The sequence below is a fragment of the Prochlorococcus sp. MIT 1223 genome (genome assembly GCF_034092465.1).
Lineage (GTDB): Bacteria > Cyanobacteriota > Cyanobacteriia > PCC-6307 > Cyanobiaceae > AG-402-N21.
Genome location: NZ_CP139303.1, coordinates 255,160 through 274,176, shown reverse-complemented (window position 1 = coordinate 274,176; position 19,017 = coordinate 255,160). Strand labels below are relative to the sequence as shown.

The window sequence follows — 19,017 nt, the reverse complement described above, 5'->3', positions numbered from 1 at the left end:
TAATTTACTCATTAATATATTTTTCATTTTTAAGGGAAAAGCCCCACATAAACAATAATGTCATAGATAAAAAGACAAGATATTCAGGTATATATACCAATGGATAAACTAATTTAACTATTAATTTAAGACCTATTAAACCAATAGCAATATAACCTGCCAATTCTAACCTTAAAAAGACATCCAACCATCTTACAAATAGAGACGAAGTAAACCTAAGTGCCAATACTCCTATTAACGCGCCAGTGATAACAAGGAAAAGCTGATCACTAATAGAAACAGCTGCTGTAATACTGTCAATGGAGAATGCTAAGTCAGTTACGGACAGCATCAAAACTACTCTGAGTAAGGAAAATCTATTTTGGTTATATTTATTGGAATTTGTAATGGTAGTATTTGATTTTTTAATGCTATTTATATTTTTGAGACATAAGAAAATTAAGTATATTCCACAGAATAGATTAATAAGTTTATAATTTAATAAATACTGAGAAAATATTATAAGAAGCATTCTAAGGAACAATGAAATAGATATGCCAATATTTAATGCCAGGCTTTGAAGGTCTTTTTGCTTTAGTGTCTTAGTAATAGTTGCTAGAGCAACAGCATTGTCTGCTGACAAGACTAATTCTAGGGAAATAATAACTGGTAATAATGGTGCTAACTCAACCCATCGATCTATACCGTCTAGTAGAGGGGTTAGGGATGTTAAAGCAGCTGAGTCCATATAAGGTATTATAATTAAACAAATATTTAAAAATCAATAGCGAGATAAATAAATAATGGAATTAAGCAATTCAACTAATATTAGAACAGAGTCATACTTATCATACGTTGACAATAGCAGAGTTATAGTAAAAGTAAGGGGTTGGTATAAGGAGCAAACTATAGGAAGCACCTTAGCAGAAGGAAAAACAATTAATGAAGCAGAAAATGAAGCAATTGAAAAAATATACAAGAGATTATTAAATAAAGATGATTTACGTATAAATAAGAACTTACCTATGCAAGAGGAACAGATCGAAGAAAATAAGCTAGATAAATATAAAAATCGTAGTTATAAAGCTAACTCCAATATTAGTAATAATAGAGTAGAACATACTAAGCTAGATTTACCTAATATTCCGGTTGACTGGAGTAAAGAACTTTCCTCAATAGATCTACAGTTGGAAAAATTAGGTTGGAGTAAAACTGATGAGCAACAATATCTCTTAAAGATATTGGGTTTATCTGATCGCTCTAAAATAACCAGTTACTCCAAACTAAAAATATATCTATATAATCTAAACTCTCTAGAAGTTGGTACCTTTCCTAACCAGATCGATTTCAATTTAGAAGAACTCATATTGAAATCAACTAAACTAATTGAAAAGTTAAATTGGGATATGTCAAAAGGCAGAGAGCTATTAAAATTACATTTTGACTGTAATAGCCGTAATGAATTAAACCAAAATCAACTTTTAGAGTTTAATATGATATTAGAAGATCATCTAAACTCAAATTATTCTGTTTAATCAATCCTAATTCAATATAATTTGATATATTAAACAGACATAACTTATCATATGCAACTAAGTTCAATCGTAAATACAGTTAGTAATACTAACCTTATATGTGACTTGCTTTCTCGAACTGAAAGGGAAGATAATCTTAACCTTAATGGAACTTCTAGATTGGCTAATGGAATAATCTTAAGTTCCCTTGCTAAAACTAATAATAGTCCATTACTAATTATTGTTCCAACTATTGAGGAGGCAGCTAAATGGTATCCAATATTATGCCTTTTAGGTTGGGATAAATCAAATATATATCCAAGCAGTGAAGTCTCACCTTTTGATGATAACGAACCATCAACAGAGATTCTTTGGGGACAGTTACAAGTACTTAGTGAATTAATAAGCGAAGAGAATAATCAAAATTATTGTATTGTAGCAACTGAAAGATGCCTTCAGCCACATCTACCTCCACCTGAATTCATTAAGAAATTATCTATCCAATTAAAAGATAATATGGATGTTGATTTAGAAGATCTCTCAAATAAACTAACAAAAATAGGATATGAAAGAAGAAATACTGTAGATCAGGAAGGTACTTGGTCTAGGAGAGGAGACATTGTAGATATTTATCCAGTAAATAATGAGCTCCCTATTAGGGTGGAGTTTTTCGGAGATGCAATAGATAAAATAAAAGAGTTTGATCCAATATCACAAAGATCGCAAGATAGGATAAATACAATTTGTATAACACCTATAGGGATAACACCTCTTATATCCGAAAAAATATTAGAAGAAAGACAAAATATTAATTTAGACTCTCTAAATACCATAAATCCATATTCAGATCTTAATGAAACAGATAAAGTTTCGAGAAAATTATTAGGTGTAGCATGGAAAAAGCCATCAAATCTTATTGATTATATAAACGATGAAACTCTTATTGTTATAGAGGATAAGAATCAGTGTATAGCGCATGGAAATTATTGGGTTAATCAGATACAAAAAGATATCCAGACTTCAAAATCAATTCTTGATATATATGATAAAGAAGCTTGTACAGCTTTATTGCCAAATGTTGAGAAGACTCTACTTAGCCTAGATGAATATAAACTAGTCGAACTTTCCTCAACAAATAATATTAATAGTACTAGCAAAAACAATCATGATATTAATGAAAAAAGCTTACAGTTCCTTCCTAATCAGTTTGGTAAACTCGCAACAGATATAAAAGACTATATTAAACAAAATAATTCTATCTTTCTCCTATCTGCACAGCCAAGTAGAGCTGTTGCCTTGTTACAAGAACACGATTGTCATTCTCAGTTTGTTGTTAATCCTGTTGATTATGAAACGATTAAATTACTTAATTCTCAGAAAATACCTGTAGCTCTTAAATGTACTAGTGAGGCTAAAATAGAAGGATTCTACTTACCTACATTCAAAATACTTATTATTACAGACAAGGAATTTTTTGGACAGCAAAGTATAATAAATAGTTCATATATAAGAAGGAGAAGGAAAGCTCACAGTAAGTCAATTGATCCTTATAAATTGCATCCTGGTGATTATGTCGTTCACCGTAGTCATGGTATAGGAATTTTCAAAAAGATAGAGAAAGTAACTATGGCAGGTGAAATAAGAGATTACTTAGTTGTTAAATATTTAGATGGAACTCTTAGAGTGGCCGCCGATCAATTAGGAAGCTTAGGCAGGTATCGGTCTTCCTCAGACAAAGCACCAAAGATTAATAAATTAGGTGGTACTTCTTGGTTTTCTACAAAAGAACGAGCTCGTAAGGGACTAAAGAAGGTTGCACTTGACTTAGTAAAGTTGTATGCAGAAAGAGAAAAGCAAAGTGGATTTGCTTATCCCCAAGATGGTCCTTGGCAAAAAGAATTAGAAGATTCCTTTCCCTACGAAGCAACAAAGGACCAGGTTTCTGCTGTTTTAGATGTTAAAAAAGATATGGAAAATGAAAAACCTATGGATAGGTTGGTCTGTGGTGATGTTGGCTTCGGCAAAACTGAAGTAGCTATTAGAGCAATATTTAAGGCTATTACTTCTGGCAAGCAGATTGCATTATTAGCTCCAACAACCATACTAGCTCAGCAACACTGGAGAACCTTATCTGAAAGATTTGCACCTTATCCTATAAAAGTATCTTTACTAAATCGCTTCAGAACAACATCGGAAAAGAATGAGATTTTAGAAGGTCTAGATGAGGGTACTATTGATGCCGTTGTAGGAACACATCAATTATTAAATAAAAAAACCAAATTTGCTAAGCTTGGATTACTCGTAATTGACGAAGAACAGCGATTTGGGGTTAATCAAAAAGAGAAAATAAAATCGCTTAAAAAGTCTGTTGATGTTTTAACCCTATCCGCAACTCCTATACCCAGAACTTTATATATGAGCTTATCAGGAGTTAGAGAGATGAGTTTAATAACTACTCCACCGCCATTAAGAAGATCGATTAAGACCAATCTTTCACATATGGATGATGAAGCAATTAGAAGCGCAATTAAACAGGAATTAGATAGAGGCGGTCAAGTATTCTATGTTGTACCAAGAGTTGATGGAATAGAAGAAATAGGAATAAAGTTGAGAAATATGATACCAAATATAAAGTTAATTATAGCTCATGGACAAATGAGTGAAGGTGATTTAGAAAATTCAATGATTGCATTTAACGAAGGTGAAGCTGATTTAATGCTATGTACAACGATTATAGAAAGTGGATTAGATATACCTCGTGTAAATACAATTATTATTGAAGATTCTCATAGGTTTGGATTAGCTCAACTTTACCAATTAAGAGGTAGAGTTGGAAGAAGTGGTATCCAAGCATATGCTTGGCTATTTTATCCAGATAAGGTCAAATTAAACGATTCTTCTCGACAAAGATTAAAAGCAATTCAACAATTTACCTCTTTAGGTAGTGGATACCAATTATCTATGAGAGACATGGAAATAAGAGGCGTTGGTAACCTCCTTGGAGTAGAACAAAGTGGCCAGATGGAGATAATAGGGTTTGACCTTTACATGGAATTACTTCAGGAAGCCTTATCTGATATACAAGGACAAAATATCCCAAAAGTTGACGAAACGCAGATTGATTTACCATTAACAGCCTTTATTCCTGCAGATTACATAATCGATAATGACGAAAAAATTGCGGCGTATCGTTTTGCTTCTAAATGTAATACAAGGAAGGAGATAATCGAATTAGCAGCTAATTGGACTGATAGATATGGACCTATACCAAAAGCCGTAGAATCATTATTAGAATTAATGAAGTTAAAGATTATTGCTAGAAAGTGTGGTATTACCCGAATAAGATCTGAAAAGCCAAATATAGTTCTTGAAACAAATATGGATGAACCAGGATTCAAACTACTTAGGAAGGGATTACCAAATCATCTACATGGAAGACTTATCTACAAAAGAAATAATAGAAACTCTGAAGTATTAGCTAGGGGAATAGCTTTGCAATCAATAGATAAACAAATAGATCAATTAATAAGTTGGTTTGAGTTAATGGAATCACAAATTACGCCAGAATAATATAAATGAATATTTAATGCTTAATATTGAATTAGTTGATAATAGCTTTTAATTTAGTTCTGAAGTCCCCTTTTGACATTCCTCCTCTTAATTCCCCAATAATTGCAAAATCATCGTCTGGATTGCTTACTAATAAATAGGTTGGCCAACCCATTCCTTCTTTATTCGGATACTGTGAAAGTAGAATCTTTCTATATTTACGATATACCTGAGTATCTTGAAGCTTAACGTTAATAAAATCACAACCAAGCTCAACTGTAACTTTTTCATCATAATGACTCATTCGATGGCATGTACCACAATCCTCAGAGCTGAATTTAAGAACTGAAAGCTTCATGTTTTTTATTTTAATATAGTTACTATTATAGTTGAATATTTAAAATAAACTATAAGTCACTAGGCTTAGTAGCTATAACACTAAAGAATGGATCTGATTGAGATTTAAATAAACTAAATAAACTCTGACCTTTTAAATACTCTGCAATAACAGAATCGATTTTCCATCCTACTGATTTTAAAACTCTAGATATATAATCTATCCTTCCTTGATCATCTGAATTTACCCAAATATTTGGAGATTTATTCCAAAAAGCCCTATTTGAAAAAGATATTATAAATTTACCATGGGGTTTTAATACGCGTAAGATCTCTGAAGAGACTAGTTCTGGAAATTGTAAATACTGCCAGCCAGCAACTATTAGACAGTAATCAACAGAAGAGTTTTCAAGTGGAAGAATTTGATTCTTATTTAAATCCTGATTCCAAAATGAATCTAAGCGCTTGTTAGCTTCAAGCTCCTGAATATTCATACCGTGTCCTATCACTTTTTTAAATTTTAAATTTGGCAAATGGCTAACCCAACTGCTCATCATATCTAGAACAATAGAATTTGGATTAAGTTGAGAACTATACAGTTTAGTTAATCTATTCCTGAAAAAAATATCCAAATGATATACGAATCTTGGTTGAGAATAAAACAGTATATCATCTGTACTGTCTATCTTATTTCGATCATAATTACTTAACAGATCCTTACTCATAAAATGAAATCAAAATAGTTGATTTAATATACAGCTATTTTGACTTTACTGGCTGATGTAAACCTAAACATGAGGCAAAGAGAAGGATTACAAATATACTAATAGGTATATACAAGCTTGTACGGCTACTAAATTTAAGTAGGTACAAGAAATCTATTAAGCCTACAACAGAAGATATAAAAAGAATAATTGCATTAACTGATAAGATAGAATTCACCAATATTTTAGAATTAATATGCGTGGTAAGGAATGAATGAACAAAGTTAGCTCCCTTAATATAACAAATAAATGATGAAGTATAACTAATGCCAATTATAACCCATACAAATGATGATGAAATAAATAATGCAAATATAGAATAAAAAGAAAAAATTAAAGCCAGTGTGGCAATCGTATGAGAATAACTAGGGTAAAGTGACGTATTCAACTTATGCATAGTGAAGTTAAGTGAAGTAAAGATTACCTCTTTCTTGAGCTATGTTTTACTCTTGAAAACAGCTTAAAAGCCCTAATTATTCCTCCAAGTAATAGGAATATAGAAAATAGAAGTAAGAAAATAATAGAAGTGACAGTTCCAATTTTAATTAATGATTGGATTAATTGGATAATACCTTCAGAAAGATCGGTCCAAATATCATTCAAGAAATCTGACCAGGAGAATCTTTCAGGTATTGAATTTAAGAATATAACAAGATTTATTCCAATAAAAAACATAAGAATACTCTCTATTAAAAGCCTACTGTTAGACATTGTTTTTTTGTAAATATTCCTCTGCTTACTCGTTTTATTAAAGGAATTATTTAATAAGTCTGTATTCAGAATCTTCATAAAAACTTCTTGTGAATTAACAGCTCACTAAATAGTGAATCACATTTTTTTATCATTCTAGCCTGCTTTGAATATATGACAAACCTATATAGCAAGAAGAAGAAGATGAATTGAATTCTTTGTATAAAAACTTACTAAAGACTAGCTTTTCTCTATATTTTCAAATTTATTGTCTTCTATTATTCTAAGATCAGTATCCTTTTCAGGGACAAACATAAATAATGCTGAGATCAAGATTAATGATGTAATACCAAGCATTGAAGGTAGAAGCTTTGAAGGATTTAGCTCATATTTCCGAAATATATCAGTAGTAGAATGCTCATATGAAAAGTCCTTAATATCAAACTTAACCCTAGAATCCCTTTTGAATTTATCTAAACAAGTAGTTAAATCAACAAGCTCCGCATCATCAAGATAAATAACTAATGGTTTATATTCGATTCTTGAGCTTCTTAATGTTAACTTATGGCCAGTATCTGTATGTTCAATTTGAACAGGGGATGTAGAGTTACCAATAGTAGGCCTAGCTCCTAGTAAATATGACTGAGAATAAGGGTATAGTGTTCGCATCAAATCAAGCAGGTGTTCTTTCTTTCCTTCTAATTCAATACTACCTGTTATATTTAATTTCCAGGAAGATATTATTCCTATAGACTGATTATTACCGTCAAGTGATAGATCTGGTAGTCCAGAAACTTCTAGCCTACTAGAATTTTGATCATAGTAATATGTAAGGTTTAACATTGATAGGTTAACTTATATCATTTAAACTATTTTTTAACCTAACCATACCTTCGCTGCCAGTAGAAAAAGCTAGAAGTAATACCAATTCTCTAAGAAAACTATAATTTTCATCAACGATAAATAACTTCTTAATCGCAACTCTTCGCAAATTCATGCGTTCATTTACTAATTCGCAAAATCTATCATTTAAAGCTTTCCATCGTTGAGAAGTGACTATATCTGGCTCTTTTGAAGAAAGCAATTGTCTTAACAAGGGATATAATCTGTCTGCACTTGTTGAAACTAGAAATATAAGTGATTCAACTTCGCCGCTAGTTAAAGCGCCTCGACGTGATGCTTTTCTTAGAGGGTTATGAGCTCTTTTTTTCCATAACTCAACGGGACTAGGCATATCTATTGTATTTTCTAATAATTTATTGTTTGAGAGCATCGAATTTAATCCATTAATTTCTAAGGATTCAATTAATAATAATAGAAAATCAAGTCTTTCAATAGCTCTTCTGCAGAAATTAGATCCTGAAAGATTTGATATTGTGACTTCATTATTTAAAATTGTATTAGTTGAGTTTAATTTCATAATTCGATTATAACTGATCAATTACTTAAGGCTAGTGAAATTGTCGTAAGGTTGTGAAATAAAGCTATACTAATATAAAAGAAACAATATAACTTTTTCTATTAATTTCTATAAAACCATATAAGAAGAACAATAGTAGTAAAACATTGTTAATTATTCTTTTGATATAACCATTTAATAATCTCTTGATATTGCTCAAGGCTAATTAATCCAAGGCTCCATAATACTACAGATAGAGGAGCGTTTTCAAGCCTTGATTGACGAATACCAAGATCGAGGGCTTCTTTACTTAGACCAATATCCCTTTCTATGAATAGGAGAAATTCACTTGAGTGTTGAGGTTGTGTCTCATTCGTATTAACCATTTAATTAATTACTTAATATTATGGAGACTGTTTGTCATAATTGCCAGTAATGCCTTACGCAAACTCTTGGATAATGATAACAATTTAAAGGTTAATCTTCTAATAATAAGAAGTGGGGCAAAGCTTGTAGAAAAAATAGCAACTAAGGAATGAGTGGTGAAAGCTACCAGTAAAACATCAGGCAATCTAATTAAGAAATAAATAAATGGTAAGTGTCTTATAAGATATCTATTATTAGCAGATATCTTTATAAGTTGAGACAGACTATAAACATCCCTCCAACATAAATTGAGTCCTTGTCCTCCTACAGGATGAAAACTATGAGCCGCCTCACCTACCAATATAAACCTTTTGCTAAAGAATGATTTAGCTAAATAGAAATAGTTATTGAAAACAATTGGTTCCTCTAAAATAACATCAGGTTCATATCCAGTTGGCAATATAGTTGATATACGATCTAACAAGTTTGATTTAGATAAAATAATTCTATCATTACATTTACCAGTTGAGGAACTCCATACTAATTGATAAATGTTTCGCCCCATAGGCAAAATTGCAAATGGTCCTTCTTCTCGAAGAATTTCATAAGCAGTAGTAGAATTGCTATTTCTTATTAAAACCTTAGAAGTTAGACAAGATTGCTTATATTTGAACTTAAAACCCTTGATACCATAAAAATCCCTTGATTTTGAATTTATTCCATCTGCTGCTATAACATAGTCGTAACTTTCTAAATTACTATTTGCTGAATAATTAAATTTAACATTAATGTTCTTAGTTGTTTGTAATTTTGATATTAGGGTTTTCATTAATACTGAATGATCTATTATCCATCCAATTGATCCTGATTCCCTTTGAGATATACCTAGGTCCATATGGTTTAAGTTTAATTTCTTTTTTATGCCTTCATCTATTACACACAACTTATTGAATGAATTTATTTTAGTTTCCAGTAATTTCCATAAATCTAACTTGACTAATAAATTATAAGATGAATGTGTAATAGCATAAGAATGTGTTCTACTAGATAATTGTTCTGATGTTTTGTTATCGAAAATCATTACATTACAACCGATTTTTGCTAAAGATATAGCTAGTAGAGAACCAGTTGGACCAGCTCCTATGATTTTAATTCTTAAATTCTTCATCTCATTCTTTATTCTATTACTATAAATGGACCCTTATTAACTATAACTTAATTAATTATACTCTATTTAAACGCATATTACATAGGTCCTCGAAAGCTGGTCTAAGCAAGAAAGGATACTCTCCAACCCATAGCTTAATTTCAGGAAGCCATCCATCACTAATATCTGCAATAGAATCAAATTGTCTATTATTACTAAAGACTAGGCATCTAAATATTAATCCGGTTCTAATAAACTGATGTTGTTTTTCTATTGGGAATTTTAATTCACCAAGGTATCCATCATCATCTTCTAATTCAATTATCATCCATAATCTGCGGTTCTCAACTAGTTCCAATTGGCCTCTTTTGTTTGCCTGTTCATGACGATCTTCAATCAATTCTTTTGTATAAACGTCAGATACTATACCTTCAAAAATAGCTGCAGTAGTATAGCTACGTAAAGAAGAATTCCTTTTACTGGCTTCGTAAATTGGACTCCACAGTATATATAGAATGAAAACAACTCCTAAAATAAGCCATAAGGAATAAAATCTACTTGTAACCTGGCTCTGACTTATTAATAAAGTTATTACTCCACCAATTGATGAAATCATAATTTTCTGCAATATTTTTCTTGGATTTCCTAGTGCTGAGCCAAATTGATTGCTAGTTGCAACAGCTGGAATAAGCTTTTGTAGTTCTCCTGGACGCAAAGGTATCAACATTTTCTCAAAGAATCCTTTCGAGCCCATAAACAATTCCTGTAACCTTCCTAACCTTTTTTATAGTTAGAAGTACTCCTGGCATATAGGCGGATCTTTGAATTGTGTCATGCCTCAATAAAAAAGTTTCTCCAGGAGCCCCAAAAATAACTTCTTGATGAGCAACTAAACCAGGCAATCTGATTGAATGCATTCGTAGGCCACTTTCCCTTAAACCTCCTCTGCATCCTGGTATGGACTCATTTTCTGTAACATTGCATTCATTAAATTTCTTACCTAAATCTTCCATTAATTCTGCCGTTTTAATGCATGTACCACTTGGAGCATCAGCTTTTTGATTGTGATGTAATTCCGTTAATTCTGCATTTTCATAAAAAGAGCAAGCTGCTGCTGCTGCCTGTTGTAAGAGAACCATCCCTACTGAAAAATTGGGGATAATTGCTCCTCCTATCGAAGCTTTTTGAGAAAATTTATCCAAATCGTTAATTTGATCTGGATTTAAACCCGTTGTACCAATAACAGGATGTACTCCGTAAGCAATAGCTGCTCTTGTATGTTCATACGCCACTGAGGGATGAGTGAAATCAACTAAAACCACTCCTTGACCTTGACCCAGATCTCGGACTTTTTGACTGGCTTCACACAAACAACCTTCAAAATCTGATGTAAGTGCAATGCCAGTGTCTCCTAGACCCAATGATATTCCAACATCAATACCTTCTTTTCCCGGAAGAGATTCTATAGCACCAACTAAATCACAATCTTTTGAATCTAATACTGCTTTAACAACCTCAGCGCCCATACGACCTAGAGCTCCTGCAACTATAACGGGAATTGGATTTTCAGTAAAAGTATTCATTGAAATTGAGAAGTTATTTGTTTTTCTTGTAACAGGGATATGTTCATATCCACAGTAATGGGCAAGATAAAAGTAGGCTTGGTCAAAATACTCAGATAAGAAAATGTTTACACAGGTCCGCTCCGCCAACCGCAGAGTCTCACCTGTAGAGAATCACAAGCATAAAGCAGTAATGAAAGCTGTTTATGTGGTTCTGGAACCGCAGTACCAAAATGCTCTTACACAAGCAGCAAAATCATTAAATTCTCAAGATGGCCCAATTGGTATTGAACTTAATGGATATCTTATAGAAGAGCTCAGAGATGACGTTAATTACCAAAACTTTCAAAGTGACATAGCAGAAGCCGATGTTTTTATTGCCTCACTAATATTTATTGAGGATCTTGCGCAGAAAGTTGTAGATGCTGTTTCGCCTCACAAGGAAAAACTAAAGGCATCTATTGTCTTCCCTTCAATGCCAGAAGTGATGAGACTAAATAAGCTAGGCAGCTTTTCCATGTCTCAATTAGGACAAAGTAAAAGTATAATTGGCGACTTTATGAAAAAGAGGAAGGAATCTGGCGGCGCTGGATTTCAAGACTCAATGCTCAAGCTACTAAATACACTTCCTGCAATACTTAAATACCTACCCGTAGATAAAGCTCAAGACGCTAGAAGCTTCATGCTTAGCTTCCAATATTGGCTTGGTGGCACCCCTGATAACTTACGTAATTTTCTATTACTTCTTGGGGACAAGTATGTTTTTCCAACATTAAAAACACAGGAAGTAAAGGATATTGAGATTGCAGATCCTGAAGTTTTCCCCGATTTAGGTATTTGGCATCCTATTGCACCAAACATGTTCGAGGATATAAAAGAATATTTGGACTGGACATCTAGCAGAGAAGACCTATCTCCAAAGGCTAAAGAAGGTCCTGTTATAGGTCTTGTTCTACAAAGAAGTCACATAGTTACCGGAGATGATGCTCATTACGTAGCTTTAATACAAGAATTGGAATATCGGGGTGCTTCTGTTATACCAATATTTTGTGGTGGACTTGATTTTTCCAGACCAGTTAATTCCTTCTTTTATGAAAAAATAGATAGCAATACCCCAATTGTTGACGGTGTTGTCTCTCTAACAGGTTTTGCATTAGTAGGTGGTCCTGCAAGACAAGACCATCCAAAAGCTATCGAATCACTAAAAAGGTTAAATAGACCTTATATGGTCGCTCTTCCTCTTGTCTTTCAAACCACTCAAGAATGGGAAGGCAGTGACCTAGGACTACACCCTGTTCAAGTAGCTTTACAGATAGCTATTCCAGAACTTGATGGAGCTATTGAACCTATTGTTCTTTCTGGTAGAGATGATGCAACAGGCAAAGCCCATACCTTGCAAGATCGAGTGGATGCAATAGCTGAAAGAGCAATACGATGGTCATCTTTAAGAATAAAACCGAGGTCAGAGAAAAAATTAGCAATAACAGTATTTAGTTTTCCTCCTGACAAAGGAAATGTTGGAACGGCTGCATACCTCGATGTCTTTGGCTCAATTTATAGAGTCCTACAAGAAATGAAGACAAAAGGTTATGTGATAAACGATATGCCAAATGATCCAAAAGGATTAATGGAGTGTTTAATTAATGACCCTGAAGCATTGCAAGGATCTCCAGAACTTTCGATAGCTCACAGAATGAGTGTAAAAGAATACGAAAAATTCACTACCTATTCACACCGTCTGGAAGAAAATTGGGGTAAACCTCCTGGAACACTAAATAGTGATGGTCAAAACTTATTAATTTTCGGCAGACATTTTGGGAACGTATTTGTAGGAGTTCAACCTACCTTTGGATACGAAGGTGATCCAATGAGACTTCTATATTCTAGGAGTGCAAGTCCTCACCATGGATTTGCAGCTTATTACACATATATAGAAAAAATTTGGAAAGCAGATGCCGTTCTCCATTTTGGAACTCATGGTTCATTGGAATTCATGCCTGGTAAGCAAATGGGAATGAGTGAAAGCTGTTATCCAGACTCATTAATAGGAGGCCTTCCTAACCTTTACTACTATGCTGCTAATAATCCTTCTGAGGCAACAATCGCAAAACGTAGAGGATATGCCTCAACTATTAGTTATTTAACCCCACCAGCTGAAAATGCAGGGTTATATAAAGGTTTAAAAGAACTAGGAGAGTTAGTAGGTTCTTATCAACAGTTAAGAGAAAGTGGACGTGGAGTTCAAATAGTTAATGCAATTATTGAGACGTCTCGCAAATGCAATCTTGATCAGGATATTACTTTTCCAGATGAAGATATATCCTCATTAAATATAGACGAAAGAGACGAAATAGTTGGCTCTGTATATAAGCAGTTAATGGAAATAGAAAGTAGGTTACTACCATGCGGATTGCATACTATTGGCAAACCTCCTACAGCAGAAGAAGCAATAGCTACTCTTGTAAATATAGCCTCTCTAGAAAGAGAAGATGAAGGAATTAAATCATTACCAAGTCTATTAGCAGAATCAATGGGAAGAAAAATGGAGGAAGTTTATAGAGGTAACAATAAAGGTAATCTTAAAGATGTCGAACTAAATAAGTTAATAACCGAAACCTCAAGAAAAGCAGTGGGAGCAATGGTCTTCTCTCTAACAGGAAGAGACGGCAGGGTTAATATGCAGAAAAGTATGCTTGAGAAGTTCCTTGATTTTCTTAAATTACTTGGATTCAATTTTCCTTCTCCTTGGCAAAGAGTTTGTAATAAAGAAGGTTTTAAGAAAATAGATACAAATAATCTCGACAAACTTTTTGATTATCTTCGCTTTTGTTTACAACAAATTTGTGCTGATCAAGAAATGGAAAGCCTTTTAAAGGCACTAGATGGTGATTATGTAATTCCTGGTCCAGGAGGAGATCCTATTAGGAATCCAGGAGTGTTACCTAGCGGAAAAAATATTCATGCATTAGATCCTCAATCAATTCCTACAACAGCGGCTGTTGCCGCAGCAAAGATTGTTGTTGATAAACTTATAGAAAGACAAAAAGAAGAGCAGGGTACTTGGCCAGAAACTATTGCATGTGTACTTTGGGGAACAGATAATATAAAAACTTATGGTGAATCATTAGCACAAATTCTATGGTTTGTAGGTGTAAGACCTAAGCCAGATTCTGTTGGTAGAATAAATAAATTGGAATTAATACCTTTAGATGAACTAAAACGCCCAAGGATTGATGTAGTAGTTAATTGTTCTGGTGTATTTAGAGATCTTTTTATAAATCAAATGGCACTAATAGATCAAGCAGTAAAAATTGCTGCTGAAGCTGATGAGCCATTAGATATGAACTTTGTACGAAAACATTCTCTTGAACAAGCAAAGGAACAAGGAACCAGTCTAAGAGATGCATCTTGCAGAGTATTTTCTAATGCAAGTGGTAGTTATAGTTCGAATGTAAATCTTGCAGTAGAAAACTCAACCTGGGAAGAAGAAAACGAACTACAAGAAATGTATCTCTCAAGAAAGACATATGCATTTAATGCTGATAATCCTGGTGAAATGAATCAGAATAGAGAAGTATTTGAATCAGTAATGAAAACAGCTGATGCAACATTCCAAAATCTTGACTCATCAGAAATATCTCTAACTGATGTAAGTCATTATTTTGACTCTGATCCTACTAATTTAATAAAAAACCTTAGAGATGACGGAAAAGCTCCTAGTAGTTATATCGCTGATACAACGACTGCAAATGCTCAGGTTCGCTCACTAAGTGAAACTATTAGACTTGATTCAAGGACAAAACTCCTAAATCCAAAATGGTATGAAGGAATGCTTAAATCCGGCTATGAAGGCGTTAGAGAAGTTTCAAATAGGCTTAATTATACTCTTGGGTGGAGTGCTACAAGCGGTCAAGTAGATAACTTTGTCTATGAGGAATCTAATGAAACATTTATAAATGATCCTGAGATGAGGGATCGTCTAATGAAATTGAACCCTCACAGTTTCCGAAGAATAGTTGGTACTTTGCTAGAAGTTAATGGCAGAGGTTATTGGGAAACTTCTGAAGAGAATATAGAACAACTTAAAGAGCTTTATCAAGAAGCTGAGGATAGGATAGAAGGAGTGAAGACAGACGATTAACTTTTATTTTGTCCAAATCTGACTTGCCATTAATATTGTCTTTTTAGTACTTTTGACATCATGTACTCTTACAATTTCGATATTGTCTTGAACACACTTGCAAATAACAGCGAGAGTACCAAATGTCCTGTTAATTGGTTGTAATTCACCTGTGACTTCCCCAACAAATCTTTTTTTAGAAGGGCCTATTAATAGTGGGTATCCAGATTTAGAAAATTTTTTTAAAGACCTAATAATTTGAATATTTTGATCAGTTGTTTTCGAGAATCCTAAGCCAGGATCCCAAATTATATTTTCTTTAGTAATTCCTTTTTCAATGGCTATATAAGTAAGATTCTCGAGCTCTGAATATATATCATTTATCAGATCGTTATAGTCAGTTAGATTATTCATAGTTTGGCTATTACCTCTACTATGAGTCAACACATATGGGCATTGATATTTTGAAACTACGTTAAGTATTTCTGGATCATGTCTTCCTCCACTTATATCATTGATCCAATTCGCTCCAATTTCTAAAGCTTTATCTGCAACTTTGGAAAGGAAGGTATCAATTGAAATAATTAAATTTGGATATTTGTCTCGTATAGGTATTAAAACAGGAATTAATCTACTTAACTCAATATTTGCACCGACCTCTATAGAACCAGGCCTTGTACTTTGAGCACCTATATCTAATACATCAGCTCCTTGACTTACTAACTCAGTTGCCCGTTCAATTGCTTTTATAGGGTCATTAAATAAACCCCCATCACTGAATGAATCGGGAGTAATGTTTAGCACTCCCATAATGCATGTACTTTTCCGCCAAGAAATTGGCCAATTCATACTAATCAACTTTGTAATTTGCTATTCTCGCGAAACCTGTTGGGTCTAGAGATGCCCCACCAACAAGCACACCATCAATATCACTCATAGACATAATTTCATCAATATTGGTAGGTTTAACTGAGCCACCATACTGAATTATCAAATGACTAGAGGCAGCCCATTCTCTAATTAAACCGCATATTCTGTTAGCTTCTTTTGCCTGACATGTTTTTCCAGTACCTATAGCCCAAATAGGTTCATAGGCAACTATTAGTCTCTCTAAATCTGTACCTTCAAGTCCTTGTTCGACTTGTCTTCTTATAACTCTTTCAGCTTCACCTCTTTCTCGTTGCTCAAAGCTTTCGCCTACACATACAATCGGAATCAAGCCATGAGACTGAGCAGAGATAGCTCTTCTGTTTATCTGTTCGTCGCTCTCACTGAAATACTTGCGAGGTTCGCTGTGTCCAACTATTGCGTATTCGACATTATGTTCTATAAGCATCATGGGTGATATTTCAGCAGTAAAAGCACCATTATCTTCCCAATGAACATTTTGGCTCGATAACTGAACAGTATTTCCATTAATCAAATTAGCCACAGTCGAAATTGCAGTAAAAGGTGGTGCAAGTACAATTTTGCGGTCAGCAGGAATATCTTTTACTAAAGGAAGGAAGTCGGATAGATAGTTCCTTGATTGAGAACATGTCATATTCATCTTCCAATTTCCTGCGATTACTGGTTTACGCACAATTCCCCCTAGTGAACACAAGCAACCAAGCTACGATTCTATAAGTCCGAGTGAGCAAGGATGTAATCTTGGTTTTCAAAACTTACGAGATCGCCTGGGCATAACTTGCGTCCACGCCTAGTCTCGACAATACCGTTAACAGTTATTAACCCAGAATTAATCAATTGTTTAGCTTCTCCTCCAGTAGAAACCAAACCTTGAAATTTCAGAAATTGATTCAATTTCATCTGAATATAAAAGGCTATTCTCATTATTAATACCTAATTCGGATGGCTTATCAAAGAGTTTTTAATTTCAAATATATCCTCGAACTGCTGAGGCCTCATATAAATGAACTAGTCCTCGGTGGGATTTCAATGTTCGTATACGTTTTATGCTGGCCCTTACTTGCGTGGCTTGCAGGAAAACTTATACCAGCTATCGGAGAAGGAAATCTAGAACAAGTAATTAAAGTAATTTTTCTAGCATTAATTGTTTTTTTAGTTCAGAAATTATCTCAGTTTTCACAGGACATACTCTTTGCCAAACCTGCGCTATCCATAAGTCAAAATCTAAGAACTAGCTTATTTAGTAAATTACAAAAAATAGAATTAGTTTCATTAGAGAAATTATCTTGCGGAGATATAACTTATAGGTTAACAGAAGATGCTGATCGTATTGGAGAAGTAATTTATAAAACAATTCAAGATACAACACCATCATTTTTACAACTAGTTGCTGTTCTAGTTTATATGATTTTTCTCGATTGGAAGTTATCTATGGCAACGCTATTACTAGCACCAATAATGACCTTACTTATAAGTAAGTTTGGGCAAAAAGTAATGCTAACAGCAGAAAGAAGCCAAGAAAGAGTTAGTGAATTAGCTAGTTTACTTGGCGAAGCAATACAAGGATTACCTCTTATTAGAGCATTTGCTGTCGAAGATTGGATGCAAGAAAGATTTGACGCTCAAGTGAAAAGTCACAAAAATGCTCGGTTCAAAACTCTTAAATTACTTGCTTTACAACACCCAGTAATAGGTTTTCTTGAAGCAGCTGGCATACTTACAATCCTAACGCTAGGAGCCGCAAGAATACAACAAGGAGGATTAAATGGTGAACAGTTTAGTAGTTATTTTGCAGCACTACTTATGTTAATTGATCCAATTAGCCATTTGACAACTAACTTTAATGAATTACAGCAAGGTCAAGCTTCTCTTCGGAGACTTAAGGAGATACATCTAGAAGCAGAAGAAAACATAAATAATAAATCAAAAGTATCAATATCTAGTCGAATTGGTAATATCGATTTTAATGAAGTAAGTTTTTCTTATAAATTAAATAAAAAAGTAATAGATTCTCTTTCTCTAACAATTGAGAGAGGAAAAAAGATTGCTTTTGTAGGACCTTCTGGCGCTGGGAAAAGCACATTATTTTCCTTACTACTAGGTTTTATCAAACCTACTAGTGGATCTATAAAAATAGATGGCATAGAAATGTCTACACTAAATACTAAACATTTGAGGAGACAGATAGCCCTTGTTCCCCAAGTTTCTACCGTTTTTTCTGGATCAATTAATCAGGCTATTAGTTTCGGTAGAGTTTGTTCTGAAGAACAAATTATAAACTCAGCAAAAATAGCTAATGCTCATGAGTTTATTACAAATATGAAAGACGGATATCAAACAGTATTACAAGAAAGAGGTACGAATCTTTCTGGCGGACAATTACAGCGTATTTCTATAGCAAGAGCATTAGTTGGCGATCCTTCTATACTTCTTCTTGATGAAGCTACTAGTGCTCTAGATGCTGATTCCGAAGAAGAAGTCCAGTTAGCTTTAAAACAAGCTATGAAATCAAGGACAGTAATAATTATTGCGCATAGACTCTCAACTGTTCAAGAAGCCGATTTAATAGTATTTATAGATAAAGGTAGAATCCTAGAAGTTGGAAAACATTCTGACTTAATTAAACTATCTGGTAAATATAGTGAATTATGTAATAAACAATTTATCAATAAGTAAATTTGA

17 protein-coding genes are annotated in these 19,017 nt (G+C 33.5%); 4 read left to right on the top strand and 13 right to left on the bottom strand.

The window, feature by feature from the left end; all coding sequences use genetic code 11:
* Nucleotides 1–4 precede the first annotated feature (4 nt).
* On the bottom strand, nt 5–727 hold the full coding sequence (locus SOI85_RS01425) for a TerC family protein (protein WP_320664452.1): 723 nt from the start codon (nt 725–727) through the stop codon (nt 5–7).
* A gap of 55 nt (nt 728–782) precedes the next feature.
* Between SOI85_RS01425 and SOI85_RS01420 the strand changes: the two genes are divergently transcribed.
* Both SOI85_RS01420 and mfd read left to right on the top strand, forming a co-directional pair.
* A complete protein-coding gene (locus SOI85_RS01420; protein ID WP_320664451.1) occupies nt 783–1,514 on the top strand; it encodes a hypothetical protein in 732 nt (243 codons plus the stop codon).
* Between the two features lie 51 nt (nt 1,515–1,565).
* The gene (gene mfd / locus SOI85_RS01415; protein ID WP_320664450.1) at nt 1,566–5,063 is read left to right on the top strand and encodes a transcription-repair coupling factor; all 3,498 of its coding nucleotides are present in this window, start codon (nt 1,566–1,568) and stop codon (nt 5,061–5,063) included.
* 31 nt (nt 5,064–5,094) lie between these two features.
* Here the strand turns inward: mfd and SOI85_RS01410 are convergent, their stop codons facing one another.
* The 9 genes from SOI85_RS01410 to dapB form a co-directional block, all read right to left on the bottom strand.
* Nucleotides 5,095–5,400, bottom strand: a complete 306-nt coding sequence (locus tag SOI85_RS01410; RefSeq protein ID WP_320664449.1) for a thioredoxin family protein — start codon at nt 5,398–5,400, stop codon at nt 5,095–5,097.
* A gap of 49 nt (nt 5,401–5,449) precedes the next feature.
* On the bottom strand, nt 5,450–5,911 hold the full coding sequence (locus SOI85_RS01405) for a class I SAM-dependent methyltransferase (protein ID WP_320664448.1): 462 nt from the start codon (nt 5,909–5,911) through the stop codon (nt 5,450–5,452).
* Nucleotides 5,912–6,562: 651 nt separating this feature from the next.
* Nucleotides 6,563–6,853, bottom strand: coding sequence for a hypothetical protein (locus SOI85_RS01400; protein ID WP_320664447.1), 291 nt, complete (start codon nt 6,851–6,853; stop codon nt 6,563–6,565).
* Between the two features lie 219 nt (nt 6,854–7,072).
* Nucleotides 7,073–7,675: a DUF4335 domain-containing protein gene (locus tag SOI85_RS01395; RefSeq protein ID WP_320664446.1), complete on the bottom strand. Its 603-nt coding sequence runs from the start codon at nt 7,673–7,675 to the stop codon at nt 7,073–7,075.
* Between the two features lie 7 nt (nt 7,676–7,682).
* Nucleotides 7,683–8,252, bottom strand: a complete 570-nt coding sequence (locus SOI85_RS01390) for a DUF3038 domain-containing protein (RefSeq protein WP_320664445.1) — start codon at nt 8,250–8,252, stop codon at nt 7,683–7,685.
* Nucleotides 8,253–8,401: 149 nt separating this feature from the next.
* Nucleotides 8,402–8,617 (bottom strand): DUF2949 domain-containing protein, encoded by a 216-nt coding sequence (locus tag SOI85_RS01385; RefSeq protein WP_320664444.1) that lies wholly within the window; start codon nt 8,615–8,617, stop codon nt 8,402–8,404.
* A gap of 8 nt (nt 8,618–8,625) precedes the next feature.
* A complete protein-coding gene (locus SOI85_RS01380) occupies nt 8,626–9,765 on the bottom strand; it encodes an FAD-dependent monooxygenase (protein WP_320664443.1) in 1,140 nt (379 codons plus the stop codon).
* A 55-nt stretch (nt 9,766–9,820) separates the two neighbouring features.
* Nucleotides 9,821–10,471: a hypothetical protein gene (locus SOI85_RS01375; RefSeq protein WP_320664442.1), complete on the bottom strand. Its 651-nt coding sequence runs from the start codon at nt 10,469–10,471 to the stop codon at nt 9,821–9,823.
* 4 nt (nt 10,472–10,475) lie between these two features.
* On the bottom strand, nt 10,476–11,327 hold the full coding sequence (dapB, locus tag SOI85_RS01370) for a 4-hydroxy-tetrahydrodipicolinate reductase (protein ID WP_320665094.1): 852 nt from the start codon (nt 11,325–11,327) through the stop codon (nt 10,476–10,478).
* Nucleotides 11,328–11,430: 103 nt separating this feature from the next.
* Here dapB and SOI85_RS01365 point away from each other — a divergent pair, with 103 nt between their 5' ends.
* Entirely contained in the window at nt 11,431–15,447 is a 4,017-nt protein-coding gene (locus SOI85_RS01365; RefSeq protein ID WP_320664441.1) for a magnesium chelatase subunit H, read from the top strand.
* A 3-nt stretch (nt 15,448–15,450) separates the two neighbouring features.
* Here the strand turns inward: SOI85_RS01365 and folP are convergent, their stop codons facing one another.
* The 3 genes from folP to SOI85_RS01350 are packed head-to-tail and all read right to left on the bottom strand — an operon-like array spanning nt 15,451 to nt 17,259.
* The gene (gene folP, locus SOI85_RS01360; RefSeq protein ID WP_320664440.1) at nt 15,451–16,275 is read right to left on the bottom strand and encodes a dihydropteroate synthase; all 825 of its coding nucleotides are present in this window, start codon (nt 16,273–16,275) and stop codon (nt 15,451–15,453) included.
* Nucleotide 16,276: 1 nt separating this feature from the next.
* Complete coding sequence (gene tpiA / locus SOI85_RS01355) at nt 16,277–17,008, bottom strand: triose-phosphate isomerase (RefSeq protein WP_320664439.1); 732 nt, start codon at nt 17,006–17,008, stop codon at nt 16,277–16,279.
* A gap of 38 nt (nt 17,009–17,046) precedes the next feature.
* On the bottom strand, nt 17,047–17,259 hold the full coding sequence (locus SOI85_RS01350) for an RNA-binding S4 domain-containing protein (RefSeq protein ID WP_414477798.1): 213 nt from the start codon (nt 17,257–17,259) through the stop codon (nt 17,047–17,049).
* An 18-nt stretch (nt 17,260–17,277) separates the two neighbouring features.
* Between SOI85_RS01350 and SOI85_RS01345 the strand changes: the two genes are divergently transcribed.
* Complete coding sequence (locus tag SOI85_RS01345) at nt 17,278–19,011, top strand: ABC transporter ATP-binding protein (RefSeq protein WP_320664438.1); 1,734 nt, start codon at nt 17,278–17,280, stop codon at nt 19,009–19,011.
* The last annotated feature ends 6 nt before the right edge of the window (nt 19,012–19,017 follow it).

Coding starts and splice junctions, on each gene's coding strand:
- SOI85_RS01425 (WP_320664452.1), bottom strand. CDS start 727: ATGGACTCAGCTGCTTTAACATCCCTAACCCCTCTACTAGACGGTATA.
- SOI85_RS01420 (WP_320664451.1), top strand. CDS start 783: ATGGAATTAAGCAATTCAACTAATATTAGAACAGAGTCATACTTATCA.
- mfd (WP_320664450.1), top strand. CDS start 1,566: ATGCAACTAAGTTCAATCGTAAATACAGTTAGTAATACTAACCTTATA.
- SOI85_RS01410 (WP_320664449.1), bottom strand. CDS start 5,400: ATGAAGCTTTCAGTTCTTAAATTCAGCTCTGAGGATTGTGGTACATGC.
- SOI85_RS01400 (WP_320664447.1), bottom strand. CDS start 6,853: ATGTCTAACAGTAGGCTTTTAATAGAGAGTATTCTTATGTTTTTTATT.
- SOI85_RS01395 (WP_320664446.1), bottom strand. CDS start 7,675: ATGTTAAACCTTACATATTACTATGATCAAAATTCTAGTAGGCTAGAA.
- SOI85_RS01390 (WP_320664445.1), bottom strand. CDS start 8,252: ATGAAATTAAACTCAACTAATACAATTTTAAATAATGAAGTCACAATA.
- SOI85_RS01385 (WP_320664444.1), bottom strand. CDS start 8,617: ATGGTTAATACGAATGAGACACAACCTCAACACTCAAGTGAATTTCTC.
- SOI85_RS01380 (WP_320664443.1), bottom strand. CDS start 9,765: ATGAAGAATTTAAGAATTAAAATCATAGGAGCTGGTCCAACTGGTTCT.
- SOI85_RS01375 (WP_320664442.1), bottom strand. CDS start 10,471: ATGTTGATACCTTTGCGTCCAGGAGAACTACAAAAGCTTATTCCAGCT.
- dapB (WP_320665094.1), bottom strand. CDS start 11,327: ATGAATACTTTTACTGAAAATCCAATTCCCGTTATAGTTGCAGGAGCT.
- SOI85_RS01365 (WP_320664441.1), top strand. CDS start 11,431: ATGTTTACACAGGTCCGCTCCGCCAACCGCAGAGTCTCACCTGTAGAG.
- folP (WP_320664440.1), bottom strand. CDS start 16,275: ATGAATTGGCCAATTTCTTGGCGGAAAAGTACATGCATTATGGGAGTG.
- SOI85_RS01350 (WP_414477798.1), bottom strand. CDS start 17,259: ATGAGAATAGCCTTTTATATTCAGATGAAATTGAATCAATTTCTGAAA.
- SOI85_RS01345 (WP_320664438.1), top strand. CDS start 17,278: ATGGCTTATCAAAGAGTTTTTAATTTCAAATATATCCTCGAACTGCTG.